This is a genomic window from Paenarthrobacter sp. CM16 (genome assembly GCF_013179505.1).
Lineage (GTDB): Bacteria > Actinomycetota > Actinomycetes > Actinomycetales > Micrococcaceae > Arthrobacter.
Genome location: NZ_JABMCX010000068.1, coordinates 1 through 18,294 on the forward strand (window position 1 = coordinate 1; position 18,294 = coordinate 18,294).

Here is an 18,294-nt window from a genome sequence, read left to right on the forward strand (position 1 = left end):
CTCCACTTTGAACCTGGAGTCATGGTTGCCAGCGTTCCATGGCAACTGAAGTCGTCCGAAGAAGCAAAGGCACTGCAGGATACCTAAATGACCTCCAACAGCAATTCCCCCCGACACGCCCCGGACCACCAGGGCCATGACCAGGGCACGCCCGGTACCGAACTTGTCCTGGACATTGGACCCATCGCCCACGGAGGACACTTCGTCGCCCGGCATGAAGGGCGCGTCATTTTCGTCCGGCATGCCGTCCCCGGAGAGAAGGTCCGGGTACGGTTGACCGATTCCGGTGACTCGTCGCGTTTCTGGCGGGCCGACGTCGTCGACGTCCTCGAGGCTTCGCCCCACCGGGTCCCGCACTTTTGGAAGGCGGCGGATTCGCCTTCCGCCTGGAACCGGGGCGGACCGCCGGTGGGCGGTGCCGAGCTCGGACATATCTCGCTGGAGCACCAGCGTGCCCTGAAGGCCGAGGTCCTGGCTGAACAACTTAAGCGCCTTGCCGGCCTTGACCTCGCTACCGAGGTGGAAGCCGTGGGGGAAAACCACGACGACGGCCTTGGCTGGCGCACGCGCGCCGGCTTTGCTGTGACTTCCAAAGGGCGGTTGGGCATGCACGCGCACCGCTCCGACGTGGTGCTTCCCGTCAAGGACATGCCCCTGGCGCTCCCGGGCCTCAACGATTTGAAGTTGTGGGACCTTGACCTTTCGGGCATCGCCCGCGTTGAGGTTGCCATGCCGGCCAATGGTTCCCGGCCCCTGATTCTGCTGGCGCCGGAAGAGGGAACGAGCCCCAAGCGGGTGCACAGCATCGTGTCGCAGTTGCCGCATGATGTGTCGGTAGCCAGCGTGGATCCCGGCAAGGGGGAGGTCTTGCAGTTGCGGGGCAGAACCTGGGTGCAGGAAAGTGCGGCAGGCCATGAATACCGGGTCACCGGCGAGGGCTTCTGGCAGATCCACAAAGATGCGCCCGAAACACTGGTGGGCGCTGTGACGGACTATCTTTCGCGTGGCGGGTACTTGCAGCCCGGCGCCGCAGTCGCCGATCTCTATGCCGGTGCAGGGCTGTTCACGGCCCCCTTGGCCGACGCCGTGGGCATAACCGGCTCGGTGCTCTCGGTCGAAGGTGCCCCCGGCACCAGTCGCGACGCCCGAAAGAACCTGCACGGGGAACCGCAGGTGGAAATTGTCCAAGGGAGGGTGGAACGGGTGCTGAACCACAGTGCCCGCAGCTTCGACTCCCTGGTGCTGGATCCGCCGCGGGCCGGAGCCGGAAAGGCCGTAGTCAAGCAATTGATGGCCACCGGTCCCCGCGCAATCGCCTATGTGTCCTGCGATCCCGCTTCCTTTGCGCGTGATCTGGGTTACTTCCATCAGGGCGGTTGGCGTCTGGAGTCGCTGCGCGCCTTCGATCTCTACCCGCACACCCATCACCTGGAAACAGTGGGCCTGATCGTCCCTTCCTCATAACCTGGAGTGTCGCCCGTCCGCCGGAGCGCGGCGGGCGGCGCGGGTTTGGGGTCAGGCGTGCCACTCTTGGGACGGATGCCACTACGATGGGCGTAGTAGTCCCGCTCCGGGGGAATGAACACCGCGGACCGGGGTGACCAAGAGAGATGCCGCCCGGCTAAGTAAGGTGCGCCTAACTGGCTAGCGGCCAACCACGCGACAAAGATGAAACTGTTGCGAGAGGAGTCCTGCCATGAGCACTGTGGACAGCTTCGGTTCCAAAGGCGTACTGAATGTAGCCGGCACCGATTATGAAATTTTCCGGTTGAACTCCGTAGAGGGCGCAGACAGCCTTCCGTTCAGCCTTAAGGTATTGCTTGAAAACCTCCTGCGGACTGAGGATGGCGCCAATATTACGGCGGACCATGTCCGCGCCCTGGCCGGTTGGGATCCCAATGCGGAGCCCGACACGGAAATCCAGTTCACCCCCGCCCGCGTCATCATGCAGGACTTCACCGGCGTTCCCTGCGTTGTTGACCTCGCCACCATGCGCGAAGCAGTCAAGGAGCTCGGCGGCGATCCCAAGCGCGTCAACCCCTTGGCGCCTGCAGAAATGGTCATCGACCACTCCGTCCAGATCGACGCCTTCGGTAACTCCGGCGCACTGGAGCGCAACATGGAGATCGAATACCAGCGCAATGGTGAGCGCTACCAGTTCCTTCGCTGGGGCCAGACCGCGTTCGACGACTTCAAGGTTGTCCCTCCGGGAACCGGCATCGTGCACCAGGTCAACATCGAGTACCTGGCACGCACGGTCATGACCCGCGAGGTTGATGGCGTTCTTCGTGCCTACCCCGACACCTGCGTCGGTACCGACTCGCACACCACCATGGTCAACGGTCTGGGCATCCTGGGCTGGGGCGTCGGCGGCATCGAAGCCGAGGCTGCAATGCTCGGCCAGCCCGTCTCCATGCTGATTCCGCGCGTTGTGGGCTTCAAGCTCAAGGGCAGCATCCCGGCCGGCGCTACCGCCACCGACGTCGTCCTCACCATCACCGAAATGCTGCGCAAGCACGGCGTTGTTGGCAAATTCGTTGAGTTCTACGGTGAAGGCGTTGCCGCCGTGCCGTTGGCCAACCGCGCCACCATCGGCAACATGAGCCCGGAATTCGGTTCCACGGCTGCCATGTTCCCGATCGACGACGTCACGCTGGACTACCTGCGCCTGACCGGCCGTTCCGAAGCGAACGTCGCCCTTGTGGAGGCGTACAGCAAGGAACAGGGCCTCTGGCACGATCCCTCCCGCGAACTGCGCTTCTCCGAGTTCCTCGAACTGGATCTGTCCACAGTTGTTCCTTCCATCTCCGGCCCCAAGCGTCCTCAGGACCGCATTGAGCTCACCGATGCCAAGGAACAGTTCCGCAAGGACATCCACAACTACGTCGCCATCGAAGACGGCAGCGTTGACGAGTCACTGGACGAATCGTTCCCGGCTTCGGATGCCCCGTCCTTCACGCACGCCGACTCGCACACCACGGAGACGGAACGCGTTTACTCCGCCGCCAACGGTGCGCACGGCCGCCCGTCGTCGCCGGTCAAGGTCAAGACTGCCGACGGCCGCGAGTTCGAGCTGGACCACGGTGCAGTGTCGATCGCATCGATCACGTCCTGCACCAACACGTCCAACCCCTCCGTCATGCTCGCTGCTGCCCTCTTGGCACGCAACGCCGTAGACAAGGGCCTGACGTCCAAGCCGTGGGTCAAGACCTCCGTTGCTCCCGGTTCCAAGGTTGTCACTGACTACTACGAGAAATCCGGCCTCACTCCTTACCTTGAGAAGCTCGGCTTCTACATTGTTGGTTACGGCTGCGCCACCTGCATCGGTAACTCCGGCCCGCTGGAGCCGGAAATCTCCGAGGCAATCCAGGCCAACGATCTCTCCGTCACCGCAGTCCTCTCCGGTAACCGCAACTTTGAGGGCCGCATCAACCCGGACGTGAAGATGAACTACCTGGCCTCGCCGCCGTTGGTCATCGCCTACGCACTGGCCGGCTCCATGGACTTCGACTTCGACACCGATGCCCTGGGCACCGATTCCGAAGGCAACGAAGTCTTCCTGAAGGACATTTGGCCGAACCCCACAGAGGTGCAGGAAGTCATTGACTCCTCCATCGACGAAGCAATGTTCGCCAAGGGTTATGAGGGCGTTTTCGACGGCGACGACCGTTGGAAGGCGCTGGACACCCCTGCCGGTGACACCTTCGCCTGGGCTGAGGATTCCACCTACGTGCGGAAGCCCCCATACTTCGAAGGCATGAAGGCCCAGCCGGATCCCGTTCAGGACATTTCCGGTGCCCGTGTGCTCCTGAAGCTTGGCGATTCCGTCACCACGGACCACATCTCCCCGGCCGGCTCGTTCAAGTCGGACACCCCGGCAGGTCAGTACCTCCTGGCCAACGGTGTGGAGCGCAAGGACTTCAACTCCTACGGTTCACGCCGTGGCAACCACGAAGTCATGATCCGCGGCACCTTTGCCAACATCCGCATCAAGAACCAGCTCCTGGACGGCGTCGAGGGTGGCTTCACCCGCGACTTCAGCCAGGAAGGTGCACCGCAGGCGTATGTCTACGACGCTGCGCAGAACTACCAGGCCGCGGGAACGCCGCTGGTGGTCCTGGCCGGCAAGGAATACGGTTCCGGTTCATCCCGTGACTGGGCAGCCAAGGGCACGGCGCTCCTGGGCGTGAAGGCAGTGGTGGCTGAGAGCTACGAGCGCATCCACCGCTCCAATCTGATCGGCATGGGCGTGCTTCCGCTGCAGTACCCCGCCGGCGAGTCTGCTGCAACGCTGGGCCTGACTGGTACGGAAACCTTTGCTGTTGAGGGCGTGACCGAGCTGAACAACGGCACCACGCCCAAGACGCTCAAGGTGACGGCAACGGCTGAGGACGGCACGTCCAAGTCCTTCGACGCTGTCCTGCGTATCGATACCCCGGGTGAAGCGGACTACTACCGCAACGGTGGCATCCTGCAGTACGTGCTTCGCCAGATCTCCGCATAGTGGACCAGCTGGTTTCCAGCTGAATCCCACGCCAGACAGCCCCGGCCGGTCGCCTGACCAGCCGGGGCTGTTGCCGTCCCGGTAGCGATGCCACACAGGGCGCAAGCGTGGGGAAACACGCGGGCCCCGGGCACGCGCTAAAGTTAACAAGCACGTCATTCACCCTAAGGAGGGCCGTTGGGACTTTTGGAAACCGTCAAGGATCCACAGGACCTGGCCAAACTGTCCGGCACCGAGCTGGAACAACTGGCCGGCGAAATCAGGGAATTCCTGATCACCAACGTAGCTGCGACCGGCGGACACTTGGGCCCCAACCTTGGCGTCGTTGAACTCACCCTGGCTGTCCACCGGATTTTCGAGTCCCCGCGGGACAGCATAGTCTTCGATACCGGGCACCAGTCGTATGTGCACAAGCTGCTCACCGGCCGCCAGGATTTCAGCACCCTCCGCCAGCAGGGCGGCCTCTCCGGTTACCCGGAGCGCGCTGAATCAGAGCACGATATTGTCGAGAGCTCCCATGCTTCGTCCTCCCTGTCCTGGGCCGACGGCATTTCCCGTGCCCGCCAGTTGACCGGCGAAGGTGACCGGTTCGTCGTCGCGGTTGTCGGCGATGGCGCACTCACCGGTGGCATGACCTGGGAGGCCATCAATAACATTGCCGCTGACAAGCGTCGCCGCGTGGTCATCGTGGTCAATGACAATGGACGTTCCTACGCTCCCACTGTGGGCGGATTTGCCGACTACCTCGCTTCGTTGCGTCCCACCATTGACTCCCTGCGCACCACTCCGGCATACGAGCGGATGCTGGACTGGTGGAAGAAGAAGCTCCAGGACGGCGGACCCGCCGGGCAGTTCACCTACAAGAGCCTGCACGCCATGAAGAAGGGCATCAAGGACTGGTGGGCTCCCCAGGGCATGTTCGAGGACCTGGGCATGAAGTACATCGGTCCAGTGGATGGGCACAGTCTCCAGGCCATGGAGAATGCCCTCAACACCGCCAAGGCTTACGGCGGTCCGGTGATCGTCCACGCGATGACCGAGAAGGGCCACGGTTACGCGCCGGCCCTTGCCAACGAGGCAGACCAGTTCCACGCCGTAGGGATCATCGATCCCGAGACCGGCGAGTCCACGGAAATGCCCGGTGCCAGGTCCTGGACCTCCGTGTTCGCTGAAGAGATCGCGGACATCGCCGATGAGCGCGAGGACATTGTGGGCATTACGGGCGCCATGCTCATTCCCGTGGGCCTGCACAAGTTTGCCGAGCGGCACCCGGAGCGCGTTATCGACGTCGGAATTGCAGAGCAGCATGCCCTGACGTCCGCGGCGGGCATGGCCTTCGGCGGTCTGCATCCGGTGGTGGCGGTCTATGCCACCTTTCTGAACCGGGCCTTTGACCAGCTCCTGATGGATGTGGCCCTGCACAAGGCAGGGGTCACGATTGTCCTGGACCGGGCCGGAGTGACCGGCCCGGACGGACCCAGCCACCATGGCATGTGGGACATGGCCATGGTCCAGATCGTGCCCGGACTCCACCTGGCCGCCCCCCGGGATGCCACCAGGCTCCGTGAAGAACTGCGCGAGGCTGTAGCGATTGACGATGCTCCCACCGTGGTGCGTTTCTCCAAGGGCAGCGTCGGTTCCGAGGTTGAAGCAATCGAGCGCCTTCATGACGGCGTGGATATCCTCGCCCGCCGCCCGGAGGGTTCCACCGAAAACGACGTCCTTATTGTCAGTGTCGGTGCCATGTCCGAGCTCGCCTTGGATGTAGCCGGCCGACTGGGTGCCCAAGGCATCAGTTCCACAGTGGTGGACCCCCGTTGGGTCCTTCCCGTCCGCAAGTCGATCATCGCCCTCGCTGCCCGGCATCGCCTGGTCATCTGTATTGAAGACGGCGTGCGCGCCGGTGGCGTCGGGTCCCGTATCCGGCAGGAAATGCGCGCTGCGGGGGTTGACACGGCGCTCAACGAAGTCGGATTGCCGGTGGAGTTCCTGGTCCATGGCTCCCGAAGCCAGGTCCTGGAGCGCGTTGGGCTCACTGCCCAGAAGATAACGCACGACGTCGTGGCGCAGGTTCTGGGGACGAAGGTCCCCTTCGCGAGGCCTCTCCCGGGCCAGGAACACCCCACCACCGGCAGTCTGCCCACGTTGTGACGGACAGCCGCGGACCGGGCTCACTGCAGCCCGGTGACCTCGTTGTGTCGAGGAACAGGAAATGGAACGGCAAGGCCCATTGGGTGGTTCCAGGCAGATACCTCGGCGAAGACATCCACGGTTGGTGGATTTTCCAAGGGGCGGGGGAGTTCTGTTCCCGTCCCGGGGCAGCCTTCTACACTGCCTCGGACGCCGTCCTGCTGGTCCCGCGGACGGGCGAGTACGTGGCGACGTTCTATGACGACACGTACCCGGGAGATTTCCGGATTTACGTTGACCTCGCCACTGCCCATGGCTGGAGCACCATCAAACCCGGGGTCACGGAGTTCCACATGATTGACATGGACCTGGACGTGATTCGCTCCACCCGGCATGGAGTGTTTGTTGACGACGAAGATGAGTTTGAGCAGCACCGGGTGGCCATGGGCTATCCGGACGAAACAGTGGCCGCTATGCGCACGGAATGTGCAGCCCTCTTGGAGGCTGTAGTGGCCATGAAAGCACCCTTCGATGTCGCTGGTGCGGGCACCAGCGCCGAATGGTTCAGGAAAGGACGGGCATGAGCGGGATTATTCGTACATACAAGCGGGACGATGAGGGAGTTCTGCACTTCCGGGAAGCCTGGTACGACGACGAGGACCAGCAGTTCGTCATTAATCACGGCGTAGTGGGCCACCAGAGCAAGACCGATGAAACCGGTGTTGAGGACGAGTCGTCGGTGGAAGGCCTGATGGCGGCTTTTGCTGCGCAGTGCGAGGAAGACGGATACGCGGAGATTCCGGAGTCAGAGCAGTTCTGGGTGGTTGCCCAGATTGCCCTGAAGACCAAGGACGGCACCGAACGGGACCGCCACCTTGAACGGAAAGCCAAGGCTGCCCTGACCGGCGAACTGGCATGGCGCGGGTTGGGCATTGTGGACCGGTCCGAAATAGGAAACGGGCACTTGAACATCTTCTGCCTCTGCCCGGACGTCAACAAAGCCGTGAATGCCATCAAGATCTGTGTGCGTGGTGAGGACTTGGACTTCACCAAGCTCACCATTGCCTCGGCACCCCACAGCGAGCCTGACGCCTTCAAGGTGAAGCACTCGCCCAAGCAGGGTGTGGGCTTTACTCTCTAAATAACACCCAACGCACCAGGAGGGACTTCCATGGCGTCCAAGAGCAACTGGCCCGGACACACACCACTGCCCAAGGGGCTTGCCGCTCCGGCGAGACGGGCTTTGGCGCACGAGGGAATCGAGACGCTGGAGCAGTTGGCGGAATTCGGGGAGGCGAAAATCTCCAAGCTCCACGGCATGGGGCCGGTGGCCATCGCCCAGCTTGAGGACGCCATGGAAGAATCGGGAATCTCCTACAGCGGCAGCTAGGCTGAATTCATGACTGAATACCGACGCCTCGGCCACTCCGGATTGACTGTCTCAGCCGTGGGGCTGGGCTGTAACAATCTGGGGCGTGCCAATACCCCTACCGAGTCACAGGAAGGCACGGACGCTGTTGTCCATGCCGCCTTGGATGCAGGAGTGACCTTCTTTGACGTCGCTGACGTTTATGGCCGCGAGCCGGGCCTCAGCGAGGTCATGCTGGGCAAGGCGCTGAAGGGACGGCGTGAGGACGTCGTCATCGGCACCAAGTTCGGCATGGACATGAAGGGTGTCAACGGGAACGATTTTGGGGCCCGTGGTTCGCGCCGCTACATTGTGAAGGCTGTCGAAGCATCGCTCCGGCGACTGGATACGGAGTGGATCGATTTGTACCAGTTCCACACCCCTGACCCGCTGACCCCCATCGAAGAGACGCTCGCAGCCCTTGATGACTTGGTGACTGCCGGCAAGGTCCGCTACATCGGACACTCGAACTTCGCCGGCTGGCAGATCGCCGAAGCCGAATATGTTGGCCGTCAGGCCGGTGGTGCCCGTTTCATTTCGACGCAGAACCATTACAACTTGCTGGACCGCCGCGCTGAACTTGAGGTCATTCCCGCCGCCGGGGCTTTCTCTTTGGGCGTGCTCCCGTATTTTCCCTTGGCCAACGGGTTGCTCACCGGAAAGTATTCTGCCGGCAAGGCACCCGAAGGCACCCGGCTGAGCCATACGCGCACCAACCTCGTGCACGACGCCGATTGGGATCAACTGGGCCGCTTTAGCCAGTTCGCCAAGGAACGTGACATCACTGAGTTGCAGCTTGCATTCTCATGGCTTGCCGCCCAACCGGGTGTCAGCAGCGTCATAGCCGGTGCCACCCGTCCGGAGCAGATACGCCAGAATGCTGAAGCCGTGTGCTGGGTTCCCACGCCGGAAGATCGCTCCGAAATGGACGAGATCTTCCCGCAAGCACCCAAGGTTGCCCTCTTCTAGCCCTCTTCCACATAGCAGCGGTTAAACCGGAGCGCTCTCTCACCTTGGTGAGAGAGCGCTCCGGTTTAGGCCGCGGGAGGTGAAAGAGGGACGGGTCAGGCCGGTGCTGAGGCGATCCCCGGCGCCAGGAACCTCTTGCCGTTGACCCTTTCCGAAGCACCTACACGGTCCAGGTACGGGGTGATGCCACCAAGGAACATCGGCCAGCCGGCACCCATGATCACGCAAAGGTCGATGTCCTCCGGTCCGGACACGACGCCCTCTTGGAGCATGAGTCCGATCTCCTCGGCCAATGCATCCTGTGTGCGTCGAAGGACTTCCTCGCCGGTGGACGGGGTGTTGCCGAAGGACATCACAGCCAGGGTCTCAGCCGGGATGACAGGCCTACCGTCGGGGCCGGGGACCCAGAGAGTCTTCACTCCGTTGTCGATAAGCTTTTGCAGGTTCTGCGAGACCGGGAACCGCTCACCGAACGCGCTGTGCAGGGACTCCTGGACATGCTGGGCAACCGGCAGGCCCACCATGGCAGCCAAGGTGAACGGTGACATTGGAAGGCCCATGGGACGCAGGGCGCTGTCAGCGACCTCGGCAGGAGTTCCTTCATCGAACGCGGCGATGACTTCACCCATAAGGCGGAGCAGGATGCGATTGACCACGAAGGCTGCGGCGTCCTTGACCAGTACGGCGGTCTTCTTGAGGCCCTTGGCGAGTTCGAACGCGGTAGCCAGTACGGCGTCGTCGGTCTTGGGTGCCCGCACAATCTCCAGAAGCGGCATGACTGCCACCGGATTGAAGAAGTGGAAGCCCACCAGGCGTTCGGGGTGCTTCAAATCCTCGGCCATGGCAGTGACAGACAGCGATGAGGTGTTGGTGGCCAGGATGCACTCAGAAGAGACGATGGCTTCAACCTCGGCGAAGACTTGCTTCTTGACGTGCAGCTCTTCGAAAACGGCCTCGATGACGAAGTCGGCGTCGGCGAACACTTCTTTGGAGATCGAACCCGTCACGAGGGCCTTGGTCCTGTTGGCGGCGTCGGGCTTGATCCTCTTCTTCGCCAGCATCTTGTCGACTTCGGCGTGGACATAGGCCACGCCCTTGTCCACCCGTGCCTGATCGATGTCCGTCATGACTACGGGGACCTTCAGCTGGCGGGCGAACAGCAGGGCCAGCTGGCTTGCCATCAGCCCTGCACCCACTACGCCAATCTTGGTGACGGGGCGCGCCAGCTTGCGGTCAGGGGCGCCTGCGGGGCGCTTTGAGCGCTTCTGCACGAGATCCAGGAACGCGTACACGGTGGAGCGGAACTCGTCGGTTTGCATGAGGCCGGCGAGGGTTTGGCACTCGAGCTCGGCCGATTCCGCCTGTGTCATGGTGCGGTTGGCCTCCATGACGTCCAGGACCTTTGCCGGCGCAGGGGAGGCGTTGGAGGTTTTGGATTCCACGAAGGCCCGGCCGGCTGTGATCGCTGCGGCCCATCGCCCGGCTACAGACTCTTCGGCTGCATCAACGGAGTTCTTCCGTTCAGGGGTTACTTCACCGGAAATAACCTTCGCGGCCCATGCGAGCGATTGTTCCACGAAATCGGCTGGTTCGAACATGGCATCGGCCACTCCGAGCTCGAAGGCCAGCGGTCCAGTGAGGGTGCGGTTGTTGCTGAGGGGATTCTCGATCATCACCTTGATGGCGTTCTCCGGGCCGATAAGGCGCGGCAGGATATAGACCCCGCCCCACCCCGGTACCAGGCCGATGAACGCTTCGGGCAGGGCAAGTGCCCCGGCGCCTGTCGAGACTGTCCGGTACGTTGACTGCAGTGCGATTTCGAGTCCGCCACCCAAGGCGAGGCCGTTGATGAAGGCGAAGCTGGGAACGCCCAGGTTTGCCAAAGTGCTGTAGACAGCGTGGCCAAGCTGTGCCATCCAGAGGCCGTGCTCGCGTTCCTTGAGCGTTTTGACGGCCGAAAGGTCTGCGCCGGCCACCAGGAAGTACGGCTTCCCTGTGACGCCGACGCCTACAATTTCGCCCCGTGAAGCACGCTCTTTGAGGGTGTCCAGGACGCCGCCCAGTTCAACCAGCGTGTTGGGTCCAAGCGTGGTGGGCTTGGAATGGTCCAGGCCGTTGTCCAGGGTGATCAGCGCAAAGGTCCCCGCTCCGCCCGGCAGTTCGATGTCCTGGACGTAAGAATGGGTAACAAGCTCATCAGGGAACAGGGCGGCGAGCTTCTGGAATTCGTTGGCGCTCATGCGGCGGCTCCTTCAGTGGTGGCGGTCTCAGCGGTGGAGGAAGCGTAGTCGGCGTGGTTCGGGTTTTCCCAGATCACTGTGGCACCCATGCCCAAGCCGATGCACATGGTGGTGATGCCATAGCGCACTGTGGGATCTTCCTCGAATTGCCTGGCCAGCTGGTTCATCAGCCGGACCCCTGAGGAAGCCAGGGGATGTCCGACGGCGATCGCCCCGCCATAGCGGTTGACGCGGGGGTCCTCGTCTGCGATGCCGAAGTGGTCCAGGAAGCTGAGCACCTGGACGGCAAAGGCCTCGTTGATCTCGAAGAGCCCGATGTCTTCGATGCCCAGTCCGGCGTTCTTCAGGGCCTTTTCCGTGGCCGGGACGGGGCCGATGCCCATGACCTCAGGTTCGACGCCGGCGAAGGCGTAGGAAACAAGCCGCATCTTCACTGACAAGCCCAGTTCCTCCGCAGCGTCGGCAGAGGCGAGGACGGCAGCCGTGGCGCCGTCGTTAAGTCCTGCGGCATTGCCTGCGGTGACACGGCCGTGGGCACGGAACGGGGTGCGCAGTTCGGCAAGGTCGGCCACTGTGGTTCCCGGGCGCGGGGGTTCGTCCGTGGTGTGGAGGGCCCAGCCCTGGCCGGGCTTCATGGTGGCCACGGGGACGAGGTCGTGCTGAATTTGTTCGTTGGCGTAGGCTGCGGCGAGCTTGGCTTGTGAAGCCGCAGCGTAAGCATCGGTGCGGTCCTTGGTGATGGCCGGAAAACGGTCGTGCAGGTTCTCCGCCGTGTTACCCATATTCAGGGCAGCCGGGTCCACCAGCCGCTCGGACATGAACCGTGGATTGGGGTCGGCTCCAGCACCCATGGGGTGGTTGCCCATGTGTTCCACTCCGCCTGCAATAACGACGTCATAGGCGCCAAAGCCAATGCCGCTCGCCGTCGTCGTTACTGCGGTCATGGCCCCTGCGCACATGCGGTCGATCGCGAAGCCTGGTACGGTTCGCGGCAGGCCAGCAAGCAATGCGGCGGTTCGCCCGATGGTAAGGCCTTGGTCGCCGGTTTGGGTGGTGGCGGCAATCGCTACCTCGTCCACACGCCCGGCAGGCAGCGACGGGTTTCGCCGCATCAGTTCACGGATGCACTTCACCACGAGGTCATCGGCCCTGGTACCCGCGTAGATTCCCTTCTCACCGGCTTTGCCGAAAGGGGTGCGGACTCCGTCCACGAAGACGACATCGCGGACTATCCTCTGGGCGGTGCGTGATGGACTCATGTATTAACTCCTCGTTGAGACATGGTGCCGGCCCGCATTGCGGGTGCTCCGGTTGGCATTAAGGCAATGTTACTCGTCGGTAACTTACGGTGCAAGGTGGGTCACAGTCTGTTCCGCCGGTCCAGGGGCACGAGAAAGGCCCGCCACCGCGAACCATGGTTCGGGTGACGGGCCAAGCGCTTCCGGTCAGACTCAGGCGGGGTCCTTGGACCCTTGGGTTTCCTGGGCCTGCCGGCCGTCCTTCGCTTTGGATTCCTTGGACGGAAGTGGTTTGGGGTTCAAGCAGGCGTCAGCGAGGATCGGCGCGGCGAAGTTGACCTGCCATTCGCGTGCACCCAGGGCCCGTAACTCAGCGGCTACCGTTTCCAGGGAAGCGTCGGCCGGCGGGCGCCAGGTGATGCGCCTGAGGAAGTCCGGCGTGAGGAGGTTCTCCACCGGCAGGTTGAGTTCGTCGGCTTTGGCCTGAAGTGCGGGCCGTGCTGTGGCCAGCCGCGCTGCTGCTTCCGGATCGCGGTCGACCCACACCCGTGGTGGTGGTGGAGCGTTGGTGGGCAGGTGCAAGGGCGGCACATCGGTCAAGGTGCGGGCATTGGTGATGCAGCGAAGCCATCGCGGTGCCTCCCGCTGGGCTGATCGGCCGTGGAATCCCTTGGTGGCCAGTAGTTGGGGGACCGTGGTGGGCATCGCCTTGGCGGCTGCCACCAGGGCAGAATCGGGGATCAGCCGCCCTGGAGCTACATCACGTTTGCGTGCCAACTGATCGCGTTCCTGCCACAGTTCCCGAACCGCTGCCAACTGCCGGCGATCCCGGATCTGGTGCAGACCGGATGTTTTCCGCCAAGGATCTACCCTGGGTGCGGAAATGCCTGCGGCAAGGATGCCCGCGAATTCCTGCTCTGCGTACTCCAGCTTGCCATCGGCTTCGAGCAACTCGATGAGCTCTTCACGCAATTCGGCAAGAACCTCGACGTCCAGTGCCGCGTACCGGAGCCAGGGCTCGGGAAGTGGACGGGTGGACCAGTCGGCCGCCGAGTGTTCTTTGGCGAGGCCGAATCCAAGCAATTGCTCAATGACGGCGGCCAAGCCCACCCGGGGGAGGCCGGCAAGCCGCGCAGCAAGCTCAGTGTCGAACAGTTTGTCCGGCCACATGCCGAGTTCGGACAGGCAGGGCAGGTCCTGCGTGGCCGCGTGCAGGATCCATTCGACGCCACGAAGGGCCTCGTTGATGATGTCCAGATTCTCGAAAGGTTCGGGGTCGATCAGCCAGGTTCCCGCGCCCTCGCGGCGGATCTGAACCAGGAAGGCGCGCTGACCGTAACGGAAGCCGGAGGCACGTTCTGCGTCCACCCCGGCTGGTCCTGTACCTGCGGCGATGGCGGCGGCGCAGCGTTCCAGTCCGGAAGGAGTATCGATGACCAAGGGCACGCCTTCGCGGGGCGTATCGAGATCGATGACTTCGGGGACGTGGCTGTCGAAGCCGTCTACCTTAATGTGCGTGGTGGGATCAGCAACCGGATCGCCGGCTGTGGTTTTATCCAGATTTTCAGGGGTCATGGTGGCTTAAGCTTACCGATTTACGCCGTAGCGCACTTTTGGCTGCTTTTGGGCGCCTGTGGTGAACGGTGGTCGATCCTCAATTGAGTCTCCTGTTCGGAAGTCCCGTGACGCCTGGCGGCAGGGGTGGCAGCCCGGCAAAGGTGCAAACCATGTCGGACCACGCCTCCAGATGCGCCTGCACATCAGCGCTGGCCGGCGTCCAAGACGCACGGAGTTCAATGTCTATGGTGTCCGGGCGGTCGGCCAGCGTGCCGAAGCTCTCGGAGAGGATCCGTGTTGCGGTGCCGCCGGCTGCGCGATACGGGGCTGCGTGGTTCTCGAGCGCATCCACCAGCCACGTCCAGGCGACCGAGCCCAACATGGAGTCATTGCCCATCTCTGCGTCCATCTGCGCCCGGATGTAGGTGACAATGCGGAACTCGCCTTCCCACACCGCTGAACCATCGGGATCGTAGAGGAGGATGAACCGGCCAGTGGCTAGTTCGTCATCTTCCTCGCTGGCCGGTGTGTTGGCTTGGCTGGCTGCGAAAGCCTTGGCCGCGGGCCCGTGGACGGGTACCCGACGGGTATCTGCCGTGGGACTGAAAACTTCCGCTCCAAGGGCTACTGCGTACGGGGCCAGTCGGGCTGGTGCAGGGATCTCGTCAAGCCGCAGTTCGCTGCGGCATTGGGCTTTTCGTAGCGTTCCCAAGGCGACGAGAAAGTCCGAGGGAACCTGTGCGAGGGCGTTCACCCTCGCAGGTTATGCTTCCGGGGCGGCGATTCCCAGCAGGCTCGCCGCCCCGGATGCAGGGGGTTACAGGGAGCCCAGTTCCCGTTTGATGCCCGCGACGAAGGCGTCGATGTCTTCCTCTGTGGTGTCAAAGGAGCACATCCACCGGACCTCACCCCTGGCCGCATCCCAATCGTAGAAAGCGAAATTCTTGCGCAGGCGATCTGCAACGCCGGCCGGGAGGATGGCAAAGACGCCATTGGACTGCGTCGCCTGGGTGGGTTCCACTCCGTCGATCGCCTCAATGGCGCTGCGGAGGCGGGCTGCCATGGCGTTGGCATGGGCGGCCGACCGCAACCACAATCCGTCTTCCAGCAAGGCGATGAACTGGGCGGAGATGAAGCGCATCTTCGAGGCGAGCTGCATGTTCATCTTGCGCAGGAACTTCAGCCCGTCGGCTGCTTCGGGGTTCAGGGCCACCACCACTTCGCCAAAAAGCAGTCCGTTCTTGGTGCCGCCAAAGGACAGGATGTCCACTCCGGCGTCGCGGGTGAAGGCCCGCAAGGGAACGTCGAGGTAAGCTGCGGCGTTCGCCAGCCGCGCACCGTCCATGTGAAGCTTCATGCCCTTGGCATGGGCGTGGTCCGCAATGGCACGCACTTCCTCAGGGGTGTAGCAGGTGCCCAGTTCGGTGGTTTGGGTAATGGAGACCACCAGGGGCTGGGCGCGGTGCTCGTCACCCCAGCCCCACGCTTCCCGATCAATCAGCTCCGGCGTGAGCTTGCCGTCTTCTGTGGGTACCTGCAGGAGCTTGATCCCGCCGACGCGTTCCGGTGCGCCGTTCTCATCCATGTTGATGTGCGCGGTGGAAGCGCAGATGACGGCTCCCCAACGCGGCAGCAGGGACTGCAGCGCCAGGACGTTGGCGCCTGTGCCGTTGAAGACCGGGAAACACTCAATGCCGGATCCGAACTGCTGTTCCAGGACTTCCTGGAGGCGTGCGGTGTAGACGTCCTCACCGTAGGAAACCTGGTGTCCGCCATTGGCAGTGGCCAACGCGGCAAGGATCTCAGGGTGCACGCCGGAGTAGTTGTCGGAGGCAAATCCACGAACCGAGGGGTCATGGAGTTGGCTGGTCCCGACCATCCCGTTGCCGCTGTTGGCGGGGTGGATGGCCTCAGTTGTGCTCGTCACTTGTTCATTCACGCTTTCAAGTCTATTTGGCCAGCAGGATGCGTTGGCCGTTGAGGTTTGCGGCCGGTTCTTCAAAGAGGCCGACGACGGCGGCTGCCAGGTCCTCGACGTCGGTGTAGCCGGGGAACCGCCTCTCCGGATGGGCGGTACGCATGGCAGAATCCACGAGGGCTTTCACCACGAAGATGACGGCCGCGCTATGCAGGTCTTCTGACTGTTGCCCCTTGTCCTGGCGGTTCTCGGCCTGGTCCCGGCGGAACCCGTCAGCCACTGCCAGGGTCCATGCTTCGGCGGCGGCCTTTGCCGCCGCATAGCTGGCAGCAGCGGCGGTGGGGGATGAAGCGGCCGTGGAGGAAATCATTGCCAGCCTGCCGTGAGGGGATGCCTCGAGTTGGCTGTAGAACACCCGGGAGACGTTGCGCAGGGTAGTGATCGCGCCCCGTTCCATGGCATCCCAGTCTTCATCGCTTTGGTCTTCGATGCCCTTGGCGCCTCGCCAACCGCCCACCAGGTGGATCACACCATCCACGCTGGCGACGCCCCAGCCCGAGAGACTGTCTGCCAGGTCGCGAACAGCATCATGGGAAGCGAGATCGCACACCAGGGGCGTGACCCCGTTTCCGGCTTTAGTCGCCGCAGCCTTGATCCGCACTTCGTCCGAACCCACTGTGAATACCCTGTGACCGGCGGCCCCCAAAGCCCTCGCCGCAGCTATGCCCGAGGCGCTGCTGCCGCCGGTCACAAGGATGGTCAGAGTGGGCATCAGGCAGCCGTCGCGCCGGTAATGCCGGTGGTGGATTCAATCACGGGGCGCATCTTCTTCTCGAGTGCTTCATAGAACATGGACAGGGGGAACTCATCGTCAAGGACCTGGTCGGTGAGTCCGCGGGGAGGGCCGTCCAGCGGCAGGGCATCCGGGCCCTTGGCCCATACCGAAGCCGGGTGCGCTGTTACTGTGCCGGAAATGAGCTCGTATGCGGCCAGCCAGTGGGCAGCCTTGGGCCGATCGATGGAACGCCAGTAGAGCTCTTCGATCTTTGCCCCGAGCTCCACCACCACAGCGGCGGCATCCTCCCAGTCAATGGAGAGCTTGCTGTCCGTCCAGTGCAGGACGTGGTGCTGGTGCATCCATGCGAACAGGAGCTGACCGCCGAGACCGTCATAGTTGCGGACCCTGCTGCCGGTGATCGCGAAGCGGAAGATCCGGTCAAAGATCACGGCGTACTGAACCAGTTTTGCGTGCTTCCTGGCGTCAGGATCTGCATTCTCGTCCTTCTCGATGCGGACGGACTCGCGGAATGCGGTCAGATCGCACCGCAGCTCTTCCAGGGAGTAGAGGAAGAAGGGCATGCGCTGTTTGATCATGAACGGATCAAAAGGCAGGTCACCACGCATATGGGTACGGTCATGGATGAGGTCCCACATGACGAACGTGCGCTGGGTGAGTTCCTGGTCCTCGATCAACTGGGCCGCGTCGGCCGGCAGCTCAAGGGACGTTGTTGATGCTGCTGCTTTGAGGACGCGGCGGAACCGTGCGGCTTCACGGTCGGCAAAGATGGCGCCCCAGGTGAAGGTGGGAGTCTCACGCACTGCAACGGTTTCGGGGAAGAGCACTGCGGAGTTGGTGTCGTATCCGGGCGTGAAGTCGATGAAACGGATGGGGACGAAGAGCTTGTTGGAGTACTCTCCTGCTTCGAGGCCGCCGATGAACTCTGGCCAGATGACCTCGATCAGGACCGCTTCAACCAGTCTGTTGGTGCTGCCGTTCTGCGTGTACATCGGGAAAACCACCAGGTGCTGGAGGCCATCGACCCGCAGTTCCTGGGGTTGGAACGCTTGCAGGGAATCAAGGAAGTCCGGAACTCCAAACCCCCCGTTCACCCACCGGCCGAAGTCCTCCACCAGAAGCTCCAGATAACGGGCATCGTGGGGGAACAAGGGAGCCAGGGACGTGATGCTTTCACAGATTGTTGCTACGAGCCCTGCGGCCTCGCTGTGAGCAGCAGGATCGGCTATGGAGCCGTCTTGTTCCTGGTGTGCCTGGAGTGCTGTGGCCGCGGCCTTCAGGGATACCCACTCAGCGTTGTCAGCGGCGACACGCGGGAGGGTGGAGGTGGCGATGGTTGTCATGGAGCTCGGCCCTTTCCGAAGTAGTGATTGCTTCTGGGCCGAGCGTAGCAAGCGAAAAGCATTGCTAATTGAAAAACGGGTCCAGCGTAAGCAATTCTTGGCCTTGGACTGCTCATGCGCGGTTCGAGGTCCAGCGCCCCACAGTGCTGACCCCGGGAGCCGCCCCGGACGGACCGTGCAAAGCCCGGCCC

At 62.9% G+C, this 18,294-nt stretch carries 14 protein-coding genes; 7 read left to right on the forward strand and 7 right to left on the reverse strand.

The features are described 5' to 3' along the window. The first annotated feature begins 87 nt into the window (after positions 1-87). From HP499_RS08160 to HP499_RS08190, 7 genes are all read left to right on the forward strand, one after another. Positions 88-1,464 (forward strand): class I SAM-dependent RNA methyltransferase, encoded by a 1,377-nt coding sequence (locus HP499_RS08160; RefSeq protein ID WP_172323598.1) that lies wholly within the window; start codon positions 88-90, stop codon positions 1,462-1,464. A gap of 232 nt (positions 1,465-1,696) precedes the next feature. After that, complete coding sequence (gene acnA / locus HP499_RS08165) at positions 1,697-4,504, forward strand: aconitate hydratase AcnA (RefSeq protein ID WP_172323599.1); 2,808 nt, start codon at positions 1,697-1,699, stop codon at positions 4,502-4,504. A gap of 177 nt (positions 4,505-4,681) precedes the next feature. Then, positions 4,682-6,655 carry a 1-deoxy-D-xylulose-5-phosphate synthase gene (gene dxs / locus HP499_RS08170; protein ID WP_172323600.1) on the forward strand — a complete coding sequence of 658 codons (1,974 nt, stop codon included), beginning with the start codon at positions 4,682-4,684 and terminating at the stop codon, positions 6,653-6,655. Then, positions 6,652-7,218 carry a DUF402 domain-containing protein gene (locus HP499_RS08175; RefSeq protein ID WP_172323601.1) on the forward strand — a complete coding sequence of 189 codons (567 nt, stop codon included), beginning with the start codon at positions 6,652-6,654 and terminating at the stop codon, positions 7,216-7,218. The genes dxs and HP499_RS08175 overlap by 4 nt, the downstream gene beginning before the upstream one ends. Continuing rightward, positions 7,215-7,775, forward strand: coding sequence for a hypothetical protein (locus HP499_RS08180; protein WP_172323602.1), 561 nt, complete (start codon positions 7,215-7,217; stop codon positions 7,773-7,775). Before HP499_RS08175 ends, HP499_RS08180 begins: the two co-directional genes overlap by 4 nt. 30 nt (positions 7,776-7,805) lie before the next feature. Continuing rightward, positions 7,806-8,024, forward strand: a complete 219-nt coding sequence (locus HP499_RS08185; RefSeq protein ID WP_172323603.1) for a hypothetical protein — start codon at positions 7,806-7,808, stop codon at positions 8,022-8,024. A 9-nt stretch (positions 8,025-8,033) separates the two neighbouring features. Next, positions 8,034-9,011, forward strand: coding sequence for an aldo/keto reductase (locus HP499_RS08190; RefSeq protein WP_172323604.1), 978 nt, complete (start codon positions 8,034-8,036; stop codon positions 9,009-9,011). 95 nt (positions 9,012-9,106) lie between these two features. Here HP499_RS08190 and HP499_RS08195 read toward each other — a convergent pair whose 3' ends face one another. The 7 genes from HP499_RS08195 to HP499_RS08225 all read right to left on the reverse strand — a co-directional run bounded on the left by HP499_RS08195 (position 9,107) and on the right by HP499_RS08225 (position 18,103). Next, positions 9,107-11,251: a 3-hydroxyacyl-CoA dehydrogenase NAD-binding domain-containing protein gene (locus HP499_RS08195; RefSeq protein WP_172323605.1), complete on the reverse strand. Its 2,145-nt coding sequence runs from the start codon at positions 11,249-11,251 to the stop codon at positions 9,107-9,109. Further along, complete coding sequence (locus HP499_RS08200) at positions 11,248-12,510, reverse strand: acetyl-CoA C-acyltransferase (RefSeq protein ID WP_172323606.1); 1,263 nt, start codon at positions 12,508-12,510, stop codon at positions 11,248-11,250. The genes HP499_RS08195 and HP499_RS08200 overlap by 4 nt, the downstream gene beginning before the upstream one ends. Positions 12,511-12,702: 192 nt before the next feature. Then, on the reverse strand, positions 12,703-14,064 hold the full coding sequence (locus tag HP499_RS08205) for an HRDC domain-containing protein (protein ID WP_172323607.1): 1,362 nt from the start codon (positions 14,062-14,064) through the stop codon (positions 12,703-12,705). Positions 14,065-14,143: 79 nt separating this feature from the next. Continuing rightward, a complete protein-coding gene (locus tag HP499_RS08210; protein ID WP_172323608.1) occupies positions 14,144-14,800 on the reverse strand; it encodes a DUF3000 domain-containing protein in 657 nt (218 codons plus the stop codon). Positions 14,801-14,863: 63 nt separating this feature from the next. Next, entirely contained in the window at positions 14,864-15,925 is a 1,062-nt protein-coding gene (locus tag HP499_RS08215; protein ID WP_172323611.1) for a low specificity L-threonine aldolase, read from the reverse strand. Positions 15,926-15,995: 70 nt separating this feature from the next. Continuing rightward, a complete protein-coding gene (locus HP499_RS08220) occupies positions 15,996-16,736 on the reverse strand; it encodes an SDR family NAD(P)-dependent oxidoreductase (RefSeq protein ID WP_172323609.1) in 741 nt (246 codons plus the stop codon). Then, on the reverse strand, positions 16,736-18,103 hold the full coding sequence (locus tag HP499_RS08225) for a DUF6421 family protein (protein WP_172323610.1): 1,368 nt from the start codon (positions 18,101-18,103) through the stop codon (positions 16,736-16,738). Before HP499_RS08225 ends, HP499_RS08220 begins: the two co-directional genes overlap by 1 nt. Between the last annotated feature and the right edge of the window lie 191 nt (positions 18,104-18,294).

Excerpts from the sequence above, each read along its gene's own strand:
- HP499_RS08195 (WP_172323605.1), bottom strand. The coding sequence starts at position 11,251 with ATGAGCGCCAACGAATTCCAGAAGCTCGCCGCCCTGTTCCCTGATGAG.
- HP499_RS08200 (WP_172323606.1), bottom strand. The coding sequence starts at position 12,510 with ATGAGTCCATCACGCACCGCCCAGAGGATAGTCCGCGATGTCGTCTTC.
- HP499_RS08215 (WP_172323611.1), bottom strand. The coding sequence starts at position 15,925 with ATGGTCGGGACCAGCCAACTCCATGACCCCTCGGTTCGTGGATTTGCC.
- HP499_RS08180 (WP_172323602.1), top strand. The coding sequence starts at position 7,215 with ATGAGCGGGATTATTCGTACATACAAGCGGGACGATGAGGGAGTTCTG.
- HP499_RS08190 (WP_172323604.1), top strand. The coding sequence starts at position 8,034 with ATGACTGAATACCGACGCCTCGGCCACTCCGGATTGACTGTCTCAGCC.
- HP499_RS08160 (WP_172323598.1), top strand. The coding sequence starts at position 88 with ATGACCTCCAACAGCAATTCCCCCCGACACGCCCCGGACCACCAGGGC.
- HP499_RS08205 (WP_172323607.1), bottom strand. The coding sequence starts at position 14,064 with ATGACCCCTGAAAATCTGGATAAAACCACAGCCGGCGATCCGGTTGCT.
- acnA (WP_172323599.1), top strand. The coding sequence starts at position 1,697 with ATGAGCACTGTGGACAGCTTCGGTTCCAAAGGCGTACTGAATGTAGCC.
- HP499_RS08220 (WP_172323609.1), bottom strand. The coding sequence starts at position 16,736 with ATGCCCACTCTGACCATCCTTGTGACCGGCGGCAGCAGCGCCTCGGGC.
- HP499_RS08185 (WP_172323603.1), top strand. The coding sequence starts at position 7,806 with ATGGCGTCCAAGAGCAACTGGCCCGGACACACACCACTGCCCAAGGGG.
- HP499_RS08225 (WP_172323610.1), bottom strand. The coding sequence starts at position 18,103 with ATGACAACCATCGCCACCTCCACCCTCCCGCGTGTCGCCGCTGACAAC.